Source organism: Stenotrophomonas lactitubi, from assembly GCF_002803515.1.
Lineage (GTDB): Bacteria > Pseudomonadota > Gammaproteobacteria > Xanthomonadales > Xanthomonadaceae > Stenotrophomonas > Stenotrophomonas lactitubi.
Genome location: NZ_PHQX01000001.1, coordinates 3468016 through 3486058, shown reverse-complemented (window position 1 = coordinate 3486058; position 18043 = coordinate 3468016). Strand labels below are relative to the sequence as shown.

The following is an 18043-nucleotide window of genomic DNA, read 5'->3' as shown; positions in this document are numbered from 1 at the left end:
TGCCGCAGACACCCCTGCGCAGCCCACCCGCCCGGCCCCTGACAGTTCCCGAGTACGGCCAGCCCACGGAAAAGAAAAAGAAGATCAAAAGCAAAAGCAGCGTGGCCGACCCGGCTCAGAGCGAAGCGACCCGCTGTTGCTCTTTGCTCTTCTTTTCTCTTTGCGTGGGTGGACGCCACAGGAACGTGTCCGTGGCCGGGTAGATGGGCTGCGCAGGGGCGTGAGCCGCATGGATGCGGCGACCGAGCTTACAGGGACGTACTTGCAGCGGCCCCTGCGCAGTCCATCTACCCGGCCCCCCCATGAATCGCTTTGCGGCCACCCACGAGGGGCTGCGCCGTTCGCCGACCTTCGCCGCCGATGCACGCATGAATCTGCGCAAGCGCATTTCTGTAATCGTTCCCACAACGCCGCACAGCAGCATGGCCGCTGACGAAGTTCCATCAAAAGTGGGCGCCAATTCACATTTTGACGCCGCGTTGATCCTGATCAATGGACTTGTCGCAATCGGCCTGCACAATGGCGGCCCGTTCGGCATGGCGCGCCGTCTTTGATGCAGCGCGAGGGGCGTCGGATGGGAAAGCAGTACTGATCCAACAGGTACAAGGAGCGCGGAGCACTGCCACTGGGGAGCGGCAGCCGCGCAGGTACCGACCGGGTCCGGCGGCCGGTTGCGTCTGCGGGGATGGGGACGCAACCGGCAACCTCTGCCTGAATGGGGCAGGTCAATCACGACGTCTTCACATTTCTCGCTGAACGCGAGCAAATCGTTGTGATTCATGGTCTTAGGGGTTTTAATTCATCCATGACCTGCTAACCTGCGGTGATGATTCGACGTTCTCTGGCCTGCATGCTCACCCTCGGCCTGGTCGCCTGTGCGACCCAGCCGACGTCCCCACCGACTTCGCCCCAGGCCAGCAGTACGCCGCGCCACCCGGCGGCCAAGCCCCACGGCCCGGCCGAAGCCGCGCCGGAAGCGACGGCGGCCACGGCTGCGCCGGTCGATCTCACCCCGGTGCCGTTCGAAACCGCGCGCGCGAAATTCATTGCCGACACCGCCAAGCGTTATGGCCTGAAGCCCGACGAGATCCGCAACGTGCTCGACCAGGCGCAGGTGCGCCAGCCGATCATCGCCGCCATGTCGCGGCCGGCAGAACGGGTCAAGCCGTGGAACGAATACCGGCCGATGTTCATCAGCAAGGCGCGCATCGACGGCGGCAAGGCGTTTCTTGCCCAGCATCGCGCTGAACTGGACCGTGTGCAGCAGCGCACTGGCGTACCGGCTGAAGTGATCGTGGCGATCATCGGCGTGGAAACCAGCTACGGCAAGAATGCCGGCAGCCATCGCGTGCTCGATGCGCTGTATACGCTGGCCTTCTATTACCCGCGCAGTGGCGACCCGGCCAAGCTGGAACGCGAAGTGCGCCGCGAGCTGTTCTTCCGCGATGAGCTGGCCAAGCTGTTCGAGCTCGGCCGCGAGGAAAAGCTGGACATCACCACGCTCAAGGGCAGCTATGCCGGCGCGATGGGCATGGGCCAGTTCATGCCCTCCAGCTATCTGGATTACGCGGTGGACGGCAACGGCGATGGTCGCCGTGACCTGTTCACCAGCTACGACGACGTGTTCTCGTCCATCGCCAACTACTTCGTGAAGAAGGGCGGTTGGGTGCGCGGCGGCCACGTTGCCGTGCCTGCCACGCTCGCTGCCGGCCACGAAGAGTTCAACCCGACCGAGTGGATGCCCACCTGGTCGCTGTCCGATCTGGCCCAGCGTGGCTACCAGCCAAGCGCACCGGTGCAGCCGGGCGCCACCGCCACCCCCATCACGCTTGAAGGCAGCACCGGCAAGCAGTACTGGCTGGGCTTCCAGAACTATTACGCGATCACCCGTTACAACCTCTCGAAGATGTACGCGATGGCCGTGTTCCAGTTGTCGCAGGCCATTGCCGGACAGGAGCTGCCCCCGGCATGAACATCAGATGGCTGGTCCCTGGATTGATCGTCCTCGCGCTGGCCGCCTGCAGCAGCGCGCCGAAAAAGCCGGCGACCGCCGGCCATGGTGGCAAGCCGTCCGGCACGGTGGTGCAGGGCAAGGGCGGGCGTCCGGCGCATTGTCCGGAGGGCTCGCCGTACGCGGCCGCCACCGAGGACATGTCCACCCGTGGCAACTACACCGCCGGTGGCCTGTACAAGCCGGGCGTGAAAGACACCACGCCCAGTTACGTGCCCAACGTGGCCTGCATTCCCGAGCCGCTGGTCACCAATGAAGACCGCTCGGCGATCGGCAACAAATCGCCCTACGTGGTGCTGGGCAAGCAGTACAAGGTGCTCGACGACACCCGCAACTACGTTGAACGCGGCACCGCTTCGTACTACGGCGCCAAGTTCCACGGCCGCCTGACCTCCAACCGCGAGGTCTACGACATGTACCAGTTCACCGCCGCGCACAAGACGCTGCCGCTGCCCAGCTTCGCCCGCGTGACCAACCTGGACAATGGCGAATCGGTGATCGTGCGCGTCAATGATCGTGGTCCGTTCCACGATGGCCGCGTGGTCGATCTCAGCTATGCCGCCGCTGTGCGCCTGGGCATCACCCAGCGCGGTACCGGCAACGTGGAAGTGCGCGCGGTGCAGCCGGGTGAAACCAACCTGATGGCGCAGAAGCCGTCGCGCCGCGAACGCCGTGCTGCTGAAGCGGCGGCGGCCACTGCTGCTGTCGCCAGCGCACGCCCCGCACCTGCCGCACGCGCGGTTGCCGACAGCGACATCGATCGCCTGGTCAACCGCCTGCCTGCTGATGGGGCACCGGCGCGTGGCCAGCCGGCCACCACCCAGGCCGCCGTCAGCACGATGCCGGAGGTGGCGGTCAGCAGTCTGCCGCCCAGCGCACCCGCACCGCGTCCCGCCGCGCCGGTCGTGGCCACCGCCATGCCGCGCAGCCCGGCCCCGACCAGCAGCCCCAGCCTGTCGCAGAAGGTAGTGGGCGCGGTGATGCTGCAGGTCGCCAGCTTCTCGAACCGCGACAATGCCAACCGGGCGATGGGCCAGCTCAACGCCGCCGGTATCGTCGGTGCCACCATCAGCGACATCGCTGCCGGTGGTCGTACCCTGTGGCGCCTGCGGGTTCCCGCCAGCGACCATGCCAGCGCGGCGGAACTTGCCGGGCGCATCTCGGGTCTGGGCTTTGGCTCGCCACAGATCGTCAAGGACTGATTCCGCCCGGGCCGGTGCTGCCGGCCCTTGCCACCCCGGCCTTACAATGGCCACCTCGCCCCATCCTTCATTTTCCGGCCGTCCCCTGGAGCCTGCTGTCCCATGAATTTCCGTTCCGCCGCCACTGCCCTGGCCGCCACCCTGGTGGTGGGCCTGGCCTCCGCCCAGACGCCGCTGCCGACCCCGGCCACCCCGACGCCTGCCGCCGCCGCTGCCCCCGCCACCGTGGCCACGCCGCCGGCGCCCGCACCCAGCGTGTCCAAGGCCTGGGTGCTGATGGACTACGCCACCGGCCAGGTACTGGCAGGTGAGAACGTCAATGAACAGCTGGCCCCGGCCAGCATCACCAAGGTGATGACGTCCTACGTGATCGCCGCCGAGGTCAAGAACGGCAAGGTCCGTCCGGACGACCAGGTGATGATGAGCGAACGCGCCTGGCGCGAAGGTGGCGCCGGCACCGACGGCAGCTACAGCGGCTTCCCGGTCAACCAGACTGCACGCCTGGAAGACATGGAAAAGGGCATGGCGATCCAGTCCGGCAATGACGCCGCGATCGCCCTGGCCGAGCACGTGGCCGGCAGCGAAGAAGCCTTCGCTTCGCTGATGAACAGCTACGCTGCCAAGATCGGCATGAAGAACTCGCACTTCGTGAACGCCCACGGCCTGACCGCCCCGGGCCATCACAGCAGCGCCTACGACCTGGCCCTGCTGGGTCGCGCGATGGTGCGCGATTACCCGGAAACCTACGCGTACAACAAGATCAAGGAATTCCAGGTCGGCACCATCAAGCAGCCGAACCGCAACCTGCTGTTGTGGCGCGATGGCAGCGTGGACGGCATCAAGACCGGCCACACGTCCGAGGCCGGCTACTGCCTGATGAGTTCGGCCCAGCGCGGTGACCAGCGTCTGGTCGCGGTGGTGCTGGGCGGCCAGTCGGAAAAGCAGCGCGCCGATGACAGCCTGGCCCTGTTGAACTGGGGCTTCCGCTTCTTCGAAACCCACCGCCTGTACGAGCCGGGCAAGGCCGTGGCCGAGCACAAGGTATGGAAGGGCACCACCGACAAGGTGCAGCTGGGCGTCGCCCAGCCGATGCTGGTCAGCGTGCCGCGCGGTCGCTACAACGACCTGAAGCCGAGCATCGACGTGCCCAAGACCCTGGAAGCGCCGTTCACCGCTGGCCAGCAGATCGGCACCGTCAAGGTCACCCTGGATGGCAAGCTGGTGGCCGAAGCGCCGCTGGTGGCTGTGGCTGCGGTCGAGCAGGCCGGCTTCTTCAAGCGCCTGTGGGACAGCTTCTGGATGTGGTGGGAATCGGAATGATCTGCAGCGTGCTGCGGTGAACGGAAAAGGCCGGCAAATGCCGGCCTTTTCTGTTTCGGGATGCCGGCTCCGCATGAATCCCGCCGGCACTACCAGCCCGATTGCTTACAGCGAGCGGCTGACGGTGAAACTGCCGAACACCGGCGACTGGCGCTGGCCATCGAATTCGCGGGTGCTGTGGTAGCGCGCCATCGCGAACTTCCAGCGGCCGCGCATCACCGCGATGCCATAACCGCCTTGGGCGACCACATGACGCTTGTCCACGCTGTGGCTGTTGCGGAAGGTGTTGCCGTCCAGGGTGATATCGCGGATCACCCACGCTGCATCGGTGGTCGCAAACAGGTGCCATGACCAGCCGGACGGCTTGCCGCCGCGGGTCGGTGCGGTGTTCTCACCCGCCGGGCGCAGTGGCGTGCTGCCGAAATCGTCCGGCAGCTTCCAGCCGAAGCGCACTTCGCCACCGAGGTTCGCCTTGGTTTCCAGGTTGCCGATCGAACCGCCGTAGTGGCTGATCGCATCCCAGCCCCAGCCGTCGGCATTGATGCTGGCATCGCCCGGCCAGCGGCGCATGCGCTCGTGGGTCAGCATGAACACCGGTTCGTTGTGCAGCTGGTTGTCCCAGCCCTTGAACTTCTCATCGCCCAGCACGCTGTGCACGGCGTCCTGCACCTGCTTGCCCTGCGCCCACGGCCCGACCACGCCCAGCGACAGCTGGGTGGTCTGCAGGCGATCGCCGCTGCGCGCGTTGAAGCCGAAGCTGACCAGCAGCACGCCGGCATACGGCCGGTCATCCTTGATCAGGTCGCTGCGGGTCGGGTCGGTGGGGGTGAAGATGCCCTGGGCCAGGCTGAAGATCATGTTCTGCTGTTCGAACTTGCCCGGGTGCAGCGCTTCCAGGTGGCTGTTCACCCAGCGCGCCAGGCGCGGCAGGCAGGGGTCATCGGTGTAGTCGACCAGGTTGGGCGAGACCAGGGTCAGCTGGGCGCCATTGGTATAGCCCTGGTCCTGGTGGCGGCCGCCGAACAGGTCGTTGTCGACGCGGAAATTGACCTGCGGCGGATGCTCGCGCATCGCGTCCGGGCCGCATTGCTCGGCTGCGTAGGCGGAAAGGGGGAGGGCGGTGGCCAGCAGGCCGGACAATCCAAAGGATGCGAGGTAGCGCATGGATGGGATGATCATGGGGAAGGGGGCTTTTGTCTGTCGTTTTATGCAACGACACGGTACTCCCGGCGATGTGATGGAACGAGCGCGCTGGGATCACTTGTCTGTTCCGAAAACAACATTGTCTGATCGACACAATTGGTTACCGCAGGGGCAGCTGCGCGGATGGGCGCGGGGGCCCTGAGACCCGGGTCCGGGCCTGAATGGATGTTCAGCTGCAACGCAGCGGCCCGCCTGCGGTGCCGCCGGCCTATATGAATACTCTTGGGTTTGTTGCCCTGCGGCCCGATAATGGGCGCATGGAAATCAAGTCCGACAATCCCGAACACGGCTTCCAGTTCCCCGGTCAGTTCGAGCTCAGCGCGATGGGCCCGGCCAACCGCGGCCTGGAGCATGAACTCCCCCGCCTGCTGCTGGCTGCTGGCGTTGACGTGGTGAACGAGCGCATCAGCTGGAAGCATTCGTCCAACGGCAAGTACGTCTCGGTGCGCCTGGTCTTCCGGGCCGAGAACCGTGAACAGTACGACGTGGCCCACCAGGCCCTGCGCGACCACCCGGAAGTGAAGTGGACGGTGTAGCCGTCAGCTGCCCTGCCGAAGCGGCGGCCCCCGAGGCGCGTCCGCCGCGCCCGGCGGTGGTCCGTGAACTGGGGCGCCAGCCCTACGAACCGGTCTGGCACGCCATGCAGCGTTTCACCGACCAGCGCGACGACGACACGCTCGACGAGCTGTGGGTGGTCGAGCACGATCCGGTGTTCACCCTGGGCCAGGCCGGCAAGGTCGAGCACGTGCTGGCGCCGGGCGAGATCCCGGTGGTCCACGTCGATCGCGGCGGCCAGGTGACCTACCACGGCCCCGGCCAGATCGTGATCTACCCGCTGCTGCGCCTGCCGCGGCTGGGCATCGGCGTGCGCGACTACGTGTGCCGCATCGAACAGGCCATCATCGACACGCTGGCCGAGTGGAACATCGGTGCCGAACGGCTCGACGGCGCCCCGGGCGTCTATGTCGGCGGCGCCAAGATCGCCGCGCTCGGCATCCGCGTGCGTCGCGGCTGCACCTTCCATGGCCTGGCCTTCAACGTGGCCATGGACCTGGATCCTTTCCACCGCATCAACCCCTGTGGTTACGAGGGGTTGCAGGTGACCACGGTGCTAGACTTGGGCGGACCGTCCGGGATGGACGCCGTCAAGCCGGTGCTGCTGGACCACCTGGCCCGCCAGTTCGGCCTGCTGCTGCAGCCCGTGCCTGAACTGCCTGATCTCTCTGCGGCCGCCTGACCGCCCCCGGAAACGCCATGACTGAAACCACTGCCCGCACCATTTCCCTGCAGATCGTGCAGGCCGAGCTTCCGTCCACCGCGCCGTTGCAGGCCGGGGTCAAGCAGATGGGTGGGGACAAGATCAACCGCTCGCCGGTGCAGTTCGCCGACGTGCCGGTGCTGCGCAAGCCCTCCTGGATCCGCGTGCGCATTCCTTCGGGCAATGCCGTGCAGAACCTGAAAGCGAAGCTGCGCGAGAACCGTCTGGTGACCGTGTGCGAAGAAGCCAGCTGCCCGAACATCCACGAATGCTTCGGCCACGGCACCGCCACCTTCATGATCCTGGGCGAGGTCTGCACCCGTCGCTGCTCGTTCTGCGACGTGGCCCACGGCCGGCCGAAGCCGCCCGATGCCAACGAGCCGGCCAGCCTCGGCCAGACCGTGGCCGACATGGGCCTGAAGTACGTGGTGGTGACCAGCGTCGACCGCGATGACCTGCGCGACGGCGGTGCCCAGCACTTCGTCGACTGCATCACCGCCATCCGCGAGAAGTCGCCGGGCACCCGCATCGAAGTGCTGACCCCGGACTTCCGCGGCAAGGGCCGCATGGAGCGCGCGCTGGAGATCCTTGCGCAGAATCCGCCGGACGTGTTCAACCACAACATCGAAACCGTGCCGGACCTGTACCGCAACGTGCGCCCGGGTGCCGATTACCAGTGGTCGTTGAACCTGCTGAAGAACTTCAAGGCGCAGCACCCTGACGTGCCGACCAAGTCGGGCATCATGCTGGGCCTGGGCGAAGACTTCGAACAGATCAAGGCCACCATGCGCGACTTGCGTGCGCACAACGTGGACATGATCACCATCGGCCAGTACCTGCAGCCGACCGCGCATCACCATCCGGTGCTGAAGTACTGGACGCCGGAAGACTACAAGGCGCTGGAAGTCTACGGTTACGAGCTGGGCTTCAGCCACGTGGCCTCCGGCCCGATGGTGCGCTCGTCGTACCACGCCGACGTGCAGGCCAAGGGCGCCGGCGTCCAGTAAGCGGTTGCCGCCGGGCATGGCCCGGCGCTACCGATGGGTGTCACCACCACCACGGTGGGTGCGGACCGTTGGTCCGCACGCCTTCGCCTGCATTCACAATTTGCTACACCGGCCCCGCTAGGCTGGTTTTCCACCGAATGTGGGCGGGTGACAAACCCGGCAACTTTCGGCACTGTCGCGGTGTCTGAACACCCTGCAGTCTCCCCCTTGGCAAGGCGCCTTCGAGCACGTCAATGAAATTCAAAGCCCCCGCATTCCTGATGGCCCTGGCGCTGGTCGCGCCGCTGGCGCTGGCGGCCAAGGCCGACTCACCGGCGTTGCCGGCTGCCGCCACCGCCGATCAGGTGACCACCTCCAAGCTGGTGTACGGCCTGTTGTCCGACAGCCGCTACGCCTACCGCCCGCGTGCGCTCGATGAAGCCACCTCCAAGGATGTGTTCAAGCGCTACCTGGAGACGCTGGACGGCGGCAAGCAGTACTTCACCCAGGCCGACATCACCCGCTTCGCACCGTTCCAGGCCGGCATTGCCAATGCCATCCGCGGCGGCGAACTGGAGCCGGCCTTCCAGGTGTTCGCGATCTACAAGCAGCGCGTCGGCGAGCGTGTGGCCTATGCGCGCAAGCTGCTGAAGCAGGAACCGGATTTCACCACCGATGAGCGCTTCGAGTACGACCGCAAGGAGGTGCCGTGGGCCGCTTCCAATGCCGAACTCGACGAGCTGTGGCGCAAGTCGGTGAAGAACGACTGGCTGCGCCTGAAGCTGGCCGGCAAGAAGTCCGATGACATCCGCAAGACGCTGGACAAGCGCTACGCCACCCTGGAAAAGTCGGTCAACGAACTGAAGGGCGAAGACACCTTCCAGTTCTTCATGAACGCCTACACCAGCGCGGTTGATCCGCACACCGATTACTTCACCCCGCGTACCGCCGAGAACTTCAACCAGGCGATGTCGCTGTCGCTGGAAGGCATCGGCGCGCAGCTGCAGCGCCAGGACGATGTGGTGGTGATCCGCGAGATCATCGCCGGTGGCCCGGCGGCTGTGGATGGCACGCTGAAGCCGGGTGACCGCATCGTCGGTGTCGGCCAGGGCAAGTCCGGGCTGGTGGAAGATGTGATCGGCTGGCGCATCGATGATGTGGTGGCCAAGATCCGTGGCGCCAAGGACACCGACGTCAAGCTGGAATTCATTCCGGCCGAAGCCGGCGTCGACGGCAAGCACCACACCCTGGTGCTGACCCGGCAGAAGGTGCGCCTGGCCGAACAGGCCGCCAAGGGCGAGACCATGACCATCCCGGCCACCAATGGCGAGCCGGCACGCAAGGTTGGCGTGATCAAGCTGCCGACCTTCTACCAGGACTTCGAAGGCCGTCGTCGCAACGCCGCCGACTATGCGTCGGCCACCCGCGACGTGGCCAAGCTGCTGGCTGGTTTCAAGACCGACAAGCTGGACGGCGTGGTGCTGGACCTGCGCAACAACGGTGGTGGTTCGCTGGATGAAGCCATCGAGCTGACCGGTCTGTTCATCGAGCAGGGTCCGGTGGTGCAGGTGCGCGAATCCGGTGGCCGCGTCACCGTCAACAGCGACCGCAACCAGGGCGTGGCATGGGATGGCCCGCTGGCAGTGCTGATCAACCGTGGTTCGGCGTCGGCGTCGGAGATCTTTGCCGGTGCCATCCAGGACTACGGTCGCGGCCTGGTCATCGGTGAAACCAGCTTCGGCAAGGGCACCGTACAGAACATCGTCGACCTGGACCGTTGGCCGAGCGGCGAAACCCAGCGCTTTGGCCAGGTGAAGCTGACCATCGCCCAGTTCTTCCGCATCAGTGGCAGCAGCACCCAGCACAAGGGTGTGGTGCCGGACCTGGCGTTCCCGGCCAGCGTCGATGCCACCGAGTTCGGCGAGAGCACCTACGACAACGCGTTGCCGTGGACCCGCATCGCCGCAGTGCCGCACACCCAGTACGGCAACTTCGCGCCGCTGCTGCCCAAGCTGGAAACGCGCCACGACGCGCGTATCGCCACCGACAAGGAGTTCCAGTGGTGGAACGAGGACGTGGAGCAGTTCCGTACCGAAGCAGCGAAGAAGTACGTCTCGCTGAATGAAGCAACCCGTCGTGCCGAGCGCGAGCGCCAGGACACCCAGCGCAAGCAGCGCCAGATCGTACGCAAGGAACTGGGCCTGGCCCTGGACCCGCTGGCCGATGACAGCAGCGATGACGGCCTGACCGGCAACGAGCGCGACATCGTCAAGGATGCCGCCCGCGAGAAGGCCGCCGAGAAGCGCCCGGACCCGTTGCTGCGTGAATCGGCCTCGATCCTGGCCGACGCAGTGAACCTGCTGGAGGCCGACCGTCCGCTGTCGGCACAGGTGCTGCCGCAGTCCACCGCCGCAGGCCGCTGGGCCGACTGATTGAGTGAAAAAGGGGACGGAGGGGATTAAGTCGTTAGTAGCACAAACGACTTAATCCCCTCCGTCCCCTTTTTGCATGAACCGGGAACAACGGTGGGGGAGGGGGCCGGTGTTTTCGACCCGGTGCACACGGGCAGGGGGCTACCCTCAGGGTTACCGTCTTCGCAGGAGTACCCATGCGGGCCTCCCTTCTTTCTGCTTCCCTGCTGGCCGCCACCAGTGCCCTGGCATTGTCCGCCTGTGGTGGTCGCGCCGCCGACAGCACAGTGCTGCGTGAGTCTTTCGATTCGGGGGATACGTTCTCGCGCACCGTCGATGGGCGTCCGGCCGAAGCCTGCGAGGCGGCACGGCGCACGCTGCTCAGCCAGGGCTATGCCATCGCACGGTCCGACGACGCGCAGGTGGAAGGCAACAAGAATTTCCAGCCGCGCGAGGATGACCACGAACAACTGGTGCTGCGTATCTCGTGCGCGCCGCGTGGCAGCCAGGCGCTGGTGTTCGTCAGCGCCGTGCAGGATCGCTATGCGCTGAAGAAGAGCCCGACCTCGGCCAGTGTCGGCGTGGGCGCGTTGGGCTCGGTGTCGTTGCCGTTCGGCAGCAATGACGACTCGCTGGTGAAAGTGGCCAGCAGCACGATCACCGATGCCGAGTTCTATCGGCGCTTCTTCCAGCGCCTGCAGCAGTACCTGCCGGCGACAGCGAAAGCAGAGCCGCAACCGCAACCGGCCGCGTCGCCGCAGCCTGCGGCCGGGCCCGAGCCCGAACCAGTGCCGGCAGCGACGGACCAGGGCTGAACGTGCGCGGCAGGGTGATGGCATGGGCCCTGCTGCTGGGTTGGCCCCTGAGCGCGCTGGCCGCTACGGCCGAGTGCACCCAGGGCCTGCTGCAGCGGCTGGGGTGGCGCTTTGAAACCACCGCGATCACCGCGCCGCAGGTACACGGTGGGCCGGTCTGTACGCGAACCTCGCTGGCCGAGGCGCAGGCGGCCGGTGATCTGCGCGTGCGTTGGCCGGACACGATGGCTGACGCCGATCGGCAGGCTCTGTTGCAGCAGCTGCTGGACGACCCGGCCACGGTCTGTGCCTACGCCTTTGAACTGGGCGGTGCCGTGCAACGCGCTACGCAGGCACTGCAGGACAATGAATCCTTCCGCTTCACCGGTGTGCAGCTGGGCTGGATCGGCTTTGGCGCACGCGGCGCCCCGGCACAGGGTTGGCAGCGGGTGCGCAGCTTCGGTCGTGGGTATGTACCGGCTGCCAGCAACAGCCGCGCACTGGATGCGTTCTACACCGGGCACGTGCGCGCCGAGTGCGGTGTCGGCCGTCAGGTCGCGCAGCTGGCCACGCAGCGCGAGCTGTACGGCGATGCGGCCTTCGATGCGGAGTTCACTGCGGACGAACTGTCCATCGGCACCTTCCTTGGCCTGCACGACACCGACAGCATCCTGCTGGGCGCGCAGGCCGGCCAGTTCCTGGCCGACGGCAAGGCCGTGCGCACCTCGGCGATGGGGCGGCAGGCATTCGCCGGACTGCCTGGCTTCATCGAACACGTATTCGACAAAGGCACGCTGGACGATCTCAGCAACCAGGCGGAGAACTTCGTCGTGGTGGAGGTGGGCGAGGGTGCCGCGCAGGCGCTGGCCGCGCACGGCGGCCTGGCCTGGTACGACCAGCGCAATCGTGCCCTGTGGCAGCTGGCGCAGGGCATTCCGCGCGTCGGTCAACGCTATTTCGAGCGGCTGCTGTACGAGCGCGATCCGGTGCTGCGTGAGCAGCTGGCCCCGCGCTATCGTGACGTCGTGCAGCAGATGGATCAGTTGCTGGACGATGCGTTCTACCAGCAGTTCGTGATCTACGCGCACCCACGCGGTATACGTCCTGTCGGCTACCACGTCATCCGCCTGCTCGACCGCAATCCGCGTACGCCGTTTTCCATCGATCTGGCGTTGCACAATCTGCATACCACGCTCTACCGGCGTTGGCGCGAGGCGCAGTTGCGCCACTGCGCAGCCACCGGCAGGCCAGGCAGCCTGACCCTAGACCCCAACTGAAGGTGAAACAATGGATATTGCAATGATCGGCCTCGGCCGCATGGGTGCCAACATGGCCCAGCGCCTGCACCGCGGTGGCCACCGCGTGGTCGGCTACGACCCGGGCGAGGGCGCCCGCCAGCGCGCCGCCGAGGCCGGCCTGGAGGTGGTGGATTCGCTGGCCGCCGCAGTGGCCGCGCTGCCGGTGCCGCGCGTGGTGTGGCTGATGGTGCCGGCCGGCGAGACCGTGGACCAGACACTGGGCCAGTTGAGCCCGCACCTGGCCGAAGGTGACGTCGTCATCGACGGTGGCAACTCCAACTACCAGGACTCGATCCGTCGCGCCAAGGCGCTGGCCGAAGATGACCTGGGCTACGTGGACTGTGGCACCAGCGGCGGCGTGTGGGGCCTGCAGGAAGGCTACAGCCTGATGGTGGGTGGCGATGCAGCGGTGGTCGAACAGATCGCACCGCTGCTGCGCACGCTAGCACCGGCCGAGGACCGCGGCTGGGCGCGCGTCGGCCCGTCCGGCGCAGGCCACTTCACCAAGATGGTCCACAACGGCATCGAGTACGGAATGATGCAGGCCTACGCCGAAGGCTTCGCGCTGATGGAGCGCAAGCAGGAGATGGAACTGGACCTGGCCCAGGTGGCCGAAGTCTGGCGCCACGGCAGTGTGGTGCGTTCGTGGCTGCTGGATCTGAGCACCGAAGCCCTCAAGCGCAACCCCTCGCTGGATGGCATCGCACCGTACGTGGAGGATTCCGGCGAAGGCCGCTGGACCGTCGCCGAAGCGATTGCGCTGGACGTACCGGCGCCGGTGATCACCCTGTCCCTGCTTGAACGCCTGCGTTCGCGCGAGTCGAACTCGTTCACCGACCGTCTGCTGTCGGCAATGCGCAACGAATTCGGCGGCCACGCCATCAAGAAGTCGTAAGTACCGGTTTGACGTAGATCCACGCATGGCGTGGATCTACTGTGTCGACCAAGGTCGACACCCACCCAGAGCAGGCAATGCCGTGTCGACCAAGGTCGACACCCACCCAGAGCAGGCAATGCCGTGTCGACCAAGGTCGACACCCACCCAGAGCAGGCAATGCCGTGTCGACCAAGGTCGACACCCACCCAGAGCAGGCAATGCCGTGTCGACCAAGGTCGACACCCACCCAGAGCAGGCAATGCCGTGTCGACCAAGGTCGACACCCACCCAGAGCAGGCAATGCCGTGTCGACCAAGGTCGACACCCACCCAGAGCAGGCAATGCCGTGTCGACCAAGGTCGACACCCACCCAGAGCAGGCAATGCTGTGTCGACCAAGATCGACACCCACCAACAGCCGCGTGAACCTGTCGAAGGCGGGGTGGGTCCGGTTGCGGGGGCGTGAGCCGCATGGATGCGGCGACCGAGCTTACATGGACGTACTTGCAGCGTCCCCCGCAACCGGACCCACCCCGCCATCCCTCAGCAGCCCAGCTTTTGCCGTTGCCGTTGCCGTTGCCTCGGCAGGTGCAGGGCGCAACCCTGCCGATCACCCCACCCGCACCCGCCGCCCTTCGCGCGCGCTGTCCATCCCCGCCTGCAGCAACCGCATCACCTGCAACGCCTGCTGCGCGCTGACCGTCGGCTCACCCTCGCCCTGCATCGCCGCTGCGAAGTCGGCATACAGGCGCCGGTAGTCACCCGGCAGGTTGTCCACGGTGCTGCGCTGCACGTTGTCCTCCGCATCGCAGTGCAGCAGTTCGCCGTGGTGCGGATCGATGCCCCATCCCGGCGCGCCTGGCGCGACGCCGCGACGCAGCTGCGCTTCCTGCACGTCCAGGCCGTGCTTGATCCAGCTGGCCCGCGTGCCATGCACGGCGAAACGGGGGGCAGGCGCAGCGACCAGTGAACCGGCATGCACGATCGCGCGATGGCGTGGGTAATGCAGTACCGCATGGAAATAGTCGACGCCGCTGCCGCCTTCGCGCTGCACGGCAAGATCCGCATCGATCGCCTGCGGACAGCCGAACAGCACCAGCATCTGGTCCAGCAGGTGCGGCCCCAGGTCGTACCACAGGCCGCTGCCCGGCCCATCCTGCTCGCGCCAGCGTTCGCGCACCCGCGGGCGGTAGCGGTCGAAATGGGCGTGGCATTCGGCGATGTCACCCAGCGTGCCGTCGGCAAGCAGTGCCTGCAGGGTCAGGAAGTCCGCATCGAAGCGCCGGTTCTGGAACACGGTGGCGATGCGTCCGGCGCTGCGCGCTGCAGCCAGCACCTGCTCGGCTTCGTCCACGTTCACCGCGAACGGTTTGTCGACCAGTACGTGCTTGCCGGCGGCCAGCGCGGCGATGGCCAACGGCGCGTGCTGTTCGTTCGGGGTAGCGATGACCACCGCATCCACCGCCGGGTCATCGAAGACCTCCTGCGCGGTAGCGCGTATGTGGACGTCACTGAAGGTGCGCAGCAGCGTATCGCGCTGCGAACTGACGACGCTGTGCAGGGCCAACCCCGGCGTGTGCCGGATCAGCGGGGCGTGGAAGACGCGGCCGGCCAGGCCGTAGCCGATCAGGGCCAGTTGCAGCTCGGGGCGCATGGGAAGACTCCGCGCGGATCGGGAAGTGCAGGACAGGAACCTCAGGGTAAACGAGATGACTACGCGCCCGGAAGCTGAACGATTCCCGCTCCAGGTGTGCCCATTCACGTGAGCATGACCGCAGCGCCACGCCTGCACTACAAGCAGTTGGCGACACTGGGCGCACCAACCAGTAGGAGAACCACACGATGAGCACCACGACCCGCACGCTGTTGGCTTCCGCCCTCACCCTGGGCCTGGCGCTGTCCTCCTCGGCCGCTTTCGCCCAGGATGCTGCAGCGAAGAGCCCGCCGAAAACCGATCATTCGGCGATGACCCATGCCGACCGCCATGATTCCAACGAGCCGGTCACCGACAGCTGGATCACCACCAAGGTCAAGGCCGATCTGCTCGCCAGCAGCAATGTGCCGGGTACCGAAGTGAAGGTGGAGACGGTCAATGGCGTGGTCAGCCTGAGCGGCACCGTCGCCACCAAGGCCGAGCATGACAAGGCCATCGCCACCGCCAAGGGCATCAAGGGCGTGACCCGCGTTGATGCCGCCGCGCTGAAGGTCAGTGCCGCCAAGCGTTGATCGACACCGCAGGTTGCCAGCAGGGGCGCTCCCACGGGGGCGCCCCTGTTTTATAGCGTCGGGCCTGCTCGACGCGTGCGGGTGGGCGGCCCGCCTGATGGACCGATTACCCCAGAGATGTGACCGGCTGCGCTATATTGCCGGTTCCGCTGCGGCCGATCCTGTCCGGATCGCACTCCCGCAGTTGAGCTGACGAGGAACTATGGCGCTGGTTTTCAGTGATGACATCTGGGATCGCTGGCGACTGCCTGCTCTGGCATTGGCAGCGGCAGCCATCATCGTGGTCCCGTGGTTGACCCTGCGCAAACTGCAGCAGGACAACGAGCTGGCCATGGGCTGGGTGACCCATACCCAGCAGGTGACTGTGGCCCTGCAGCAGCTGCAGACCGACGTGCGTGACATCGAATCGGCTGCGTTGACGCTGTCCAAGGGCGTGGATGCGCCGGGCCTGCGCGAGCGCATGGCCAAGGCCAACGATATCCCCGAGCAGCTGGCCGAACTGGGCCGGATGACCCGCGACAATCCCGACCAGCTGATCCGCATCGGCCGCATCCAGTCGATGCTGGAAGGCCGTATGGGGGTTGCGCGTGAGCTGGCCAAGTCTGAACCCAACAGCGATCAGCGCGAGCTGGTGCAGGACCTGAGCACGCGCTACCCGATCCGCGGCCTGGTGGAAGAACTGCAGGCCAGCGAGGAAGCGCTGCTGGCCCAGCGCGCCGCGCAGGCGGAGCGACAGAAGCGGCAGACCAACTTCGTCTCGTGGAGCTCGCTGCTGGTGCAGCTGGCGCTGCTCGGCCTGGTGCTGTGGCTGCTGCAACGACAGATTGGCCGCCGCCTGCAGGCTGAGCGACAGTCGCAGCGCGCCGCTGCGCGTGCGGCGTCGGTGCTGCAGACCGTGCGCGAACCGATCGTGCTGCTGGATCGCGAGCTGCGCGTGCAGCTGCACAATCCCGCGTTCTCCGAGTTGTACGGGCTGCAGGATGAGCGCGCCGATGGCCTGCTGCTGGAGAACGTAGGCGAAGGCGCATGGCGTGACCCGGTGGTTCGCCAGCGGCTGGCCGATGTGTTGCTGCGCGGCCGCGAGCTGTGGGATTTCGAACACGAACAACGCGGCGCCGACGGCATGTCCCGCTACATGCTGCTCAACGCGCGGCGCATGCCGCTGCCTGACACCGACGACGAAGTGGTGCTGCTGACCGTCAGCGATGTGACCGTGCAGCGCGCGGTGCAGACACGCGTTGAAGAATTGAACCGGCAGCTGGAAGGCAAGGTTGCCCAGGTCTCGGAGGTCAACCGCGAGCTGGAAGCGTTCAGCTACTCGGTGTCGCACGACCTGCGCGCGCCGCTGCGCCATGTCGCCGGTTTCTCGGACAAGCTGTCGCGCCACCTGGGCGAGGCGGCCGACGAGAAGAGCCAGCACTACCTGGGGGTGATCTCCGGTTCAGCGCGGCGCATGGCCACGTTGATTGATGACCTGCTGGTCTATTCGCGCCTGGGCCGCGCAGCGATGCGCCAACAGACCGTGGACATGCAATCGCTGGTGGCCGATACGCGCGCGATGCTCGACGCGAACGTGCAGAGCGAAGCCGAGAGCAGCGGCCATGCGCATCAGGTGGAGTGGAGCATCGCGCCGCTGCCGATCGTGGTGGGCGACGAAAACATGCTGCGCCAGGTCTGGCTGAACCTGCTGGGCAACGCGGTGAAATACTCGGCCAACCGCGAGCCGGCGAAGGTCCGCGTGGACTACCAGCAGCAGCCCGATGGCGGTCATCAGTTCACGGTCAGCGACAATGGTGCAGGCTTTGACATGGCCTACGCCGGCAAGTTGTTCGGCGTCTTCCAGCGCCTGCACAAGGCCAGCGACTATCCGGGCACCGGTATCGGCCTGGCCAGCGTACGCAGGGTGCTGACCCGCCACGGCGGCCGCATCTGGGCCGAAGCCGCACCAGATGCCGGCGCCACCTTCCACTTCTATCTTCCCCCCGTGCTCGACGCGGACAAACAGGGCCCCATCGCATGACGACGCTGCGCACCATCCTCCTTGCCGAAGACAGCCCGGCCGACGCCGAAATGGCGATCGATGCGCTGCAGGAAGCGCGGCTCGCCAATCCCATCGTGCACGTCGAAGACGGCGTGGAAGTGATGGATTACCTGCTGCGCCGTGGCGCCTTCGCCAGCCGCGAAGAAGGCCTGCCGGCGGTGCTGCTGCTGGACATCAAGATGCCGCGCATGGATGGCCTGGAAGTGCTGCGACAGATCCGCGAACACGACGAGTTGAAGCGGTTGCCGGTGGTGATCCTGTCTTCCTCACGCGAGGAAAGCGACCTGGCCCGCAGCTGGGACATGGGCGTGAACGCATACGTGGTCAAGCCGGTGGACGTGGACCAGTTCTTCGGCGCAGTGCAGACCCTGGGCAAGTTCTGGGCACTGATCAACCAGGCTCCGGAGATCGAGTAAG

The 18043-nt window shown here is 66.3% G+C and carries 15 protein-coding genes and 1 pseudogene; 14 read left to right on the top strand and 2 right to left on the bottom strand.

Annotated elements, in window-relative coordinates; translation table 11 throughout:
* Window positions 1-302: 302 nt before the first annotated feature.
* From CR156_RS16265 to CR156_RS16250, 4 genes are all read left to right on the top strand, one after another.
* Complete coding sequence (locus CR156_RS16265) at window positions 303-554, top strand: hypothetical protein (protein WP_100553580.1); 252 nt, start codon at window positions 303-305, stop codon at window positions 552-554.
* A gap of 272 nt (window positions 555-826) precedes the next feature.
* Entirely contained in the window at window positions 827-1972 is a 1146-nt protein-coding gene (gene mltB, locus CR156_RS16260) for a lytic murein transglycosylase B (protein WP_100553579.1), read from the top strand.
* Window positions 1969-3213 carry a septal ring lytic transglycosylase RlpA family protein gene (locus CR156_RS16255; protein ID WP_100553578.1) on the top strand — a complete coding sequence of 415 codons (1245 nt, stop codon included), beginning with the start codon at window positions 1969-1971 and terminating at the stop codon, window positions 3211-3213. The genes mltB and CR156_RS16255 overlap by 4 nt, the downstream gene beginning before the upstream one ends.
* Window positions 3214-3315: 102 nt before the next feature.
* Complete coding sequence (locus tag CR156_RS16250) at window positions 3316-4533, top strand: D-alanyl-D-alanine carboxypeptidase family protein (RefSeq protein ID WP_100553577.1); 1218 nt, start codon at window positions 3316-3318, stop codon at window positions 4531-4533.
* A 105-nt stretch (window positions 4534-4638) separates the two neighbouring features.
* On the opposite strand, the gene CR156_RS16245 is transcribed toward CR156_RS16250, so the two are convergent.
* Window positions 4639-5697, bottom strand: coding sequence for a lipid A deacylase LpxR family protein (locus tag CR156_RS16245; protein WP_409349558.1), 1059 nt, complete (start codon window positions 5695-5697; stop codon window positions 4639-4641).
* A 296-nt stretch (window positions 5698-5993) separates the two neighbouring features.
* Between CR156_RS16245 and CR156_RS16240 the strand changes: the two genes are divergently transcribed.
* From CR156_RS16240 to gnd, 7 genes are all read left to right on the top strand, one after another.
* Window positions 5994-6272, top strand: a complete 279-nt coding sequence (locus CR156_RS16240) for a YbeD family protein (RefSeq protein WP_032975372.1) — start codon at window positions 5994-5996, stop codon at window positions 6270-6272.
* 56 nt (window positions 6273-6328) lie between these two features.
* Window positions 6329-6973: a lipoyl(octanoyl) transferase LipB gene (gene lipB / locus CR156_RS16235; RefSeq protein ID WP_243382003.1), complete on the top strand. Its 645-nt coding sequence runs from the start codon at window positions 6329-6331 to the stop codon at window positions 6971-6973.
* 17 nt (window positions 6974-6990) lie between these two features.
* On the top strand, window positions 6991-8001 hold the full coding sequence (gene lipA, locus CR156_RS16230; protein ID WP_100553574.1) for a lipoyl synthase: 1011 nt from the start codon (window positions 6991-6993) through the stop codon (window positions 7999-8001).
* A 233-nt stretch (window positions 8002-8234) separates the two neighbouring features.
* Complete coding sequence (locus tag CR156_RS16225) at window positions 8235-10412, top strand: carboxy terminal-processing peptidase (protein ID WP_100553573.1); 2178 nt, start codon at window positions 8235-8237, stop codon at window positions 10410-10412.
* A gap of 176 nt (window positions 10413-10588) precedes the next feature.
* Window positions 10589-11206, top strand: a complete 618-nt coding sequence (locus CR156_RS16220; RefSeq protein ID WP_100553572.1) for a DUF2242 domain-containing protein — start codon at window positions 10589-10591, stop codon at window positions 11204-11206.
* A 17-nt stretch (window positions 11207-11223) separates the two neighbouring features.
* The gene (locus CR156_RS16215; protein ID WP_100553571.1) at window positions 11224-12462 is read left to right on the top strand and encodes a hypothetical protein; all 1239 of its coding nucleotides are present in this window, start codon (window positions 11224-11226) and stop codon (window positions 12460-12462) included.
* Window positions 12463-12472: 10 nt separating this feature from the next.
* Window positions 12473-13378 (top strand): phosphogluconate dehydrogenase (NAD(+)-dependent, decarboxylating), encoded by a 906-nt coding sequence (gnd, locus tag CR156_RS16210; protein ID WP_100553570.1) that lies wholly within the window; start codon window positions 12473-12475, stop codon window positions 13376-13378.
* Between the two features lie 591 nt (window positions 13379-13969).
* Here the strand turns inward: gnd and CR156_RS16200 are convergent.
* Window positions 13970-15013 (bottom strand): oxidoreductase, encoded by a 1044-nt coding sequence (locus CR156_RS16200; RefSeq protein ID WP_100553568.1) that lies wholly within the window; start codon window positions 15011-15013, stop codon window positions 13970-13972.
* Between the two features lie 335 nt (window positions 15014-15348).
* Here CR156_RS16200 and CR156_RS23415 point away from each other — a divergent pair.
* The 3 genes and pseudogenes from CR156_RS23415 to CR156_RS16185 form a co-directional block, all read left to right on the top strand.
* Window positions 15349-15585 (top strand): annotated as a pseudogene (locus tag CR156_RS23415) (BON domain-containing protein); the annotation flags it as partial.
* 202 nt (window positions 15586-15787) lie between these two features.
* Window positions 15788-17605, top strand: coding sequence for a sensor histidine kinase (locus tag CR156_RS16190; protein WP_100553567.1), 1818 nt, complete (start codon window positions 15788-15790; stop codon window positions 17603-17605).
* Entirely contained in the window at window positions 17602-18042 is a 441-nt protein-coding gene (locus tag CR156_RS16185) for a response regulator (RefSeq protein WP_025878695.1), read from the top strand. The genes CR156_RS16190 and CR156_RS16185 overlap by 4 nt, the downstream gene beginning before the upstream one ends.
* The last annotated feature ends 1 nt before the right edge of the window (window position 18043 follow it).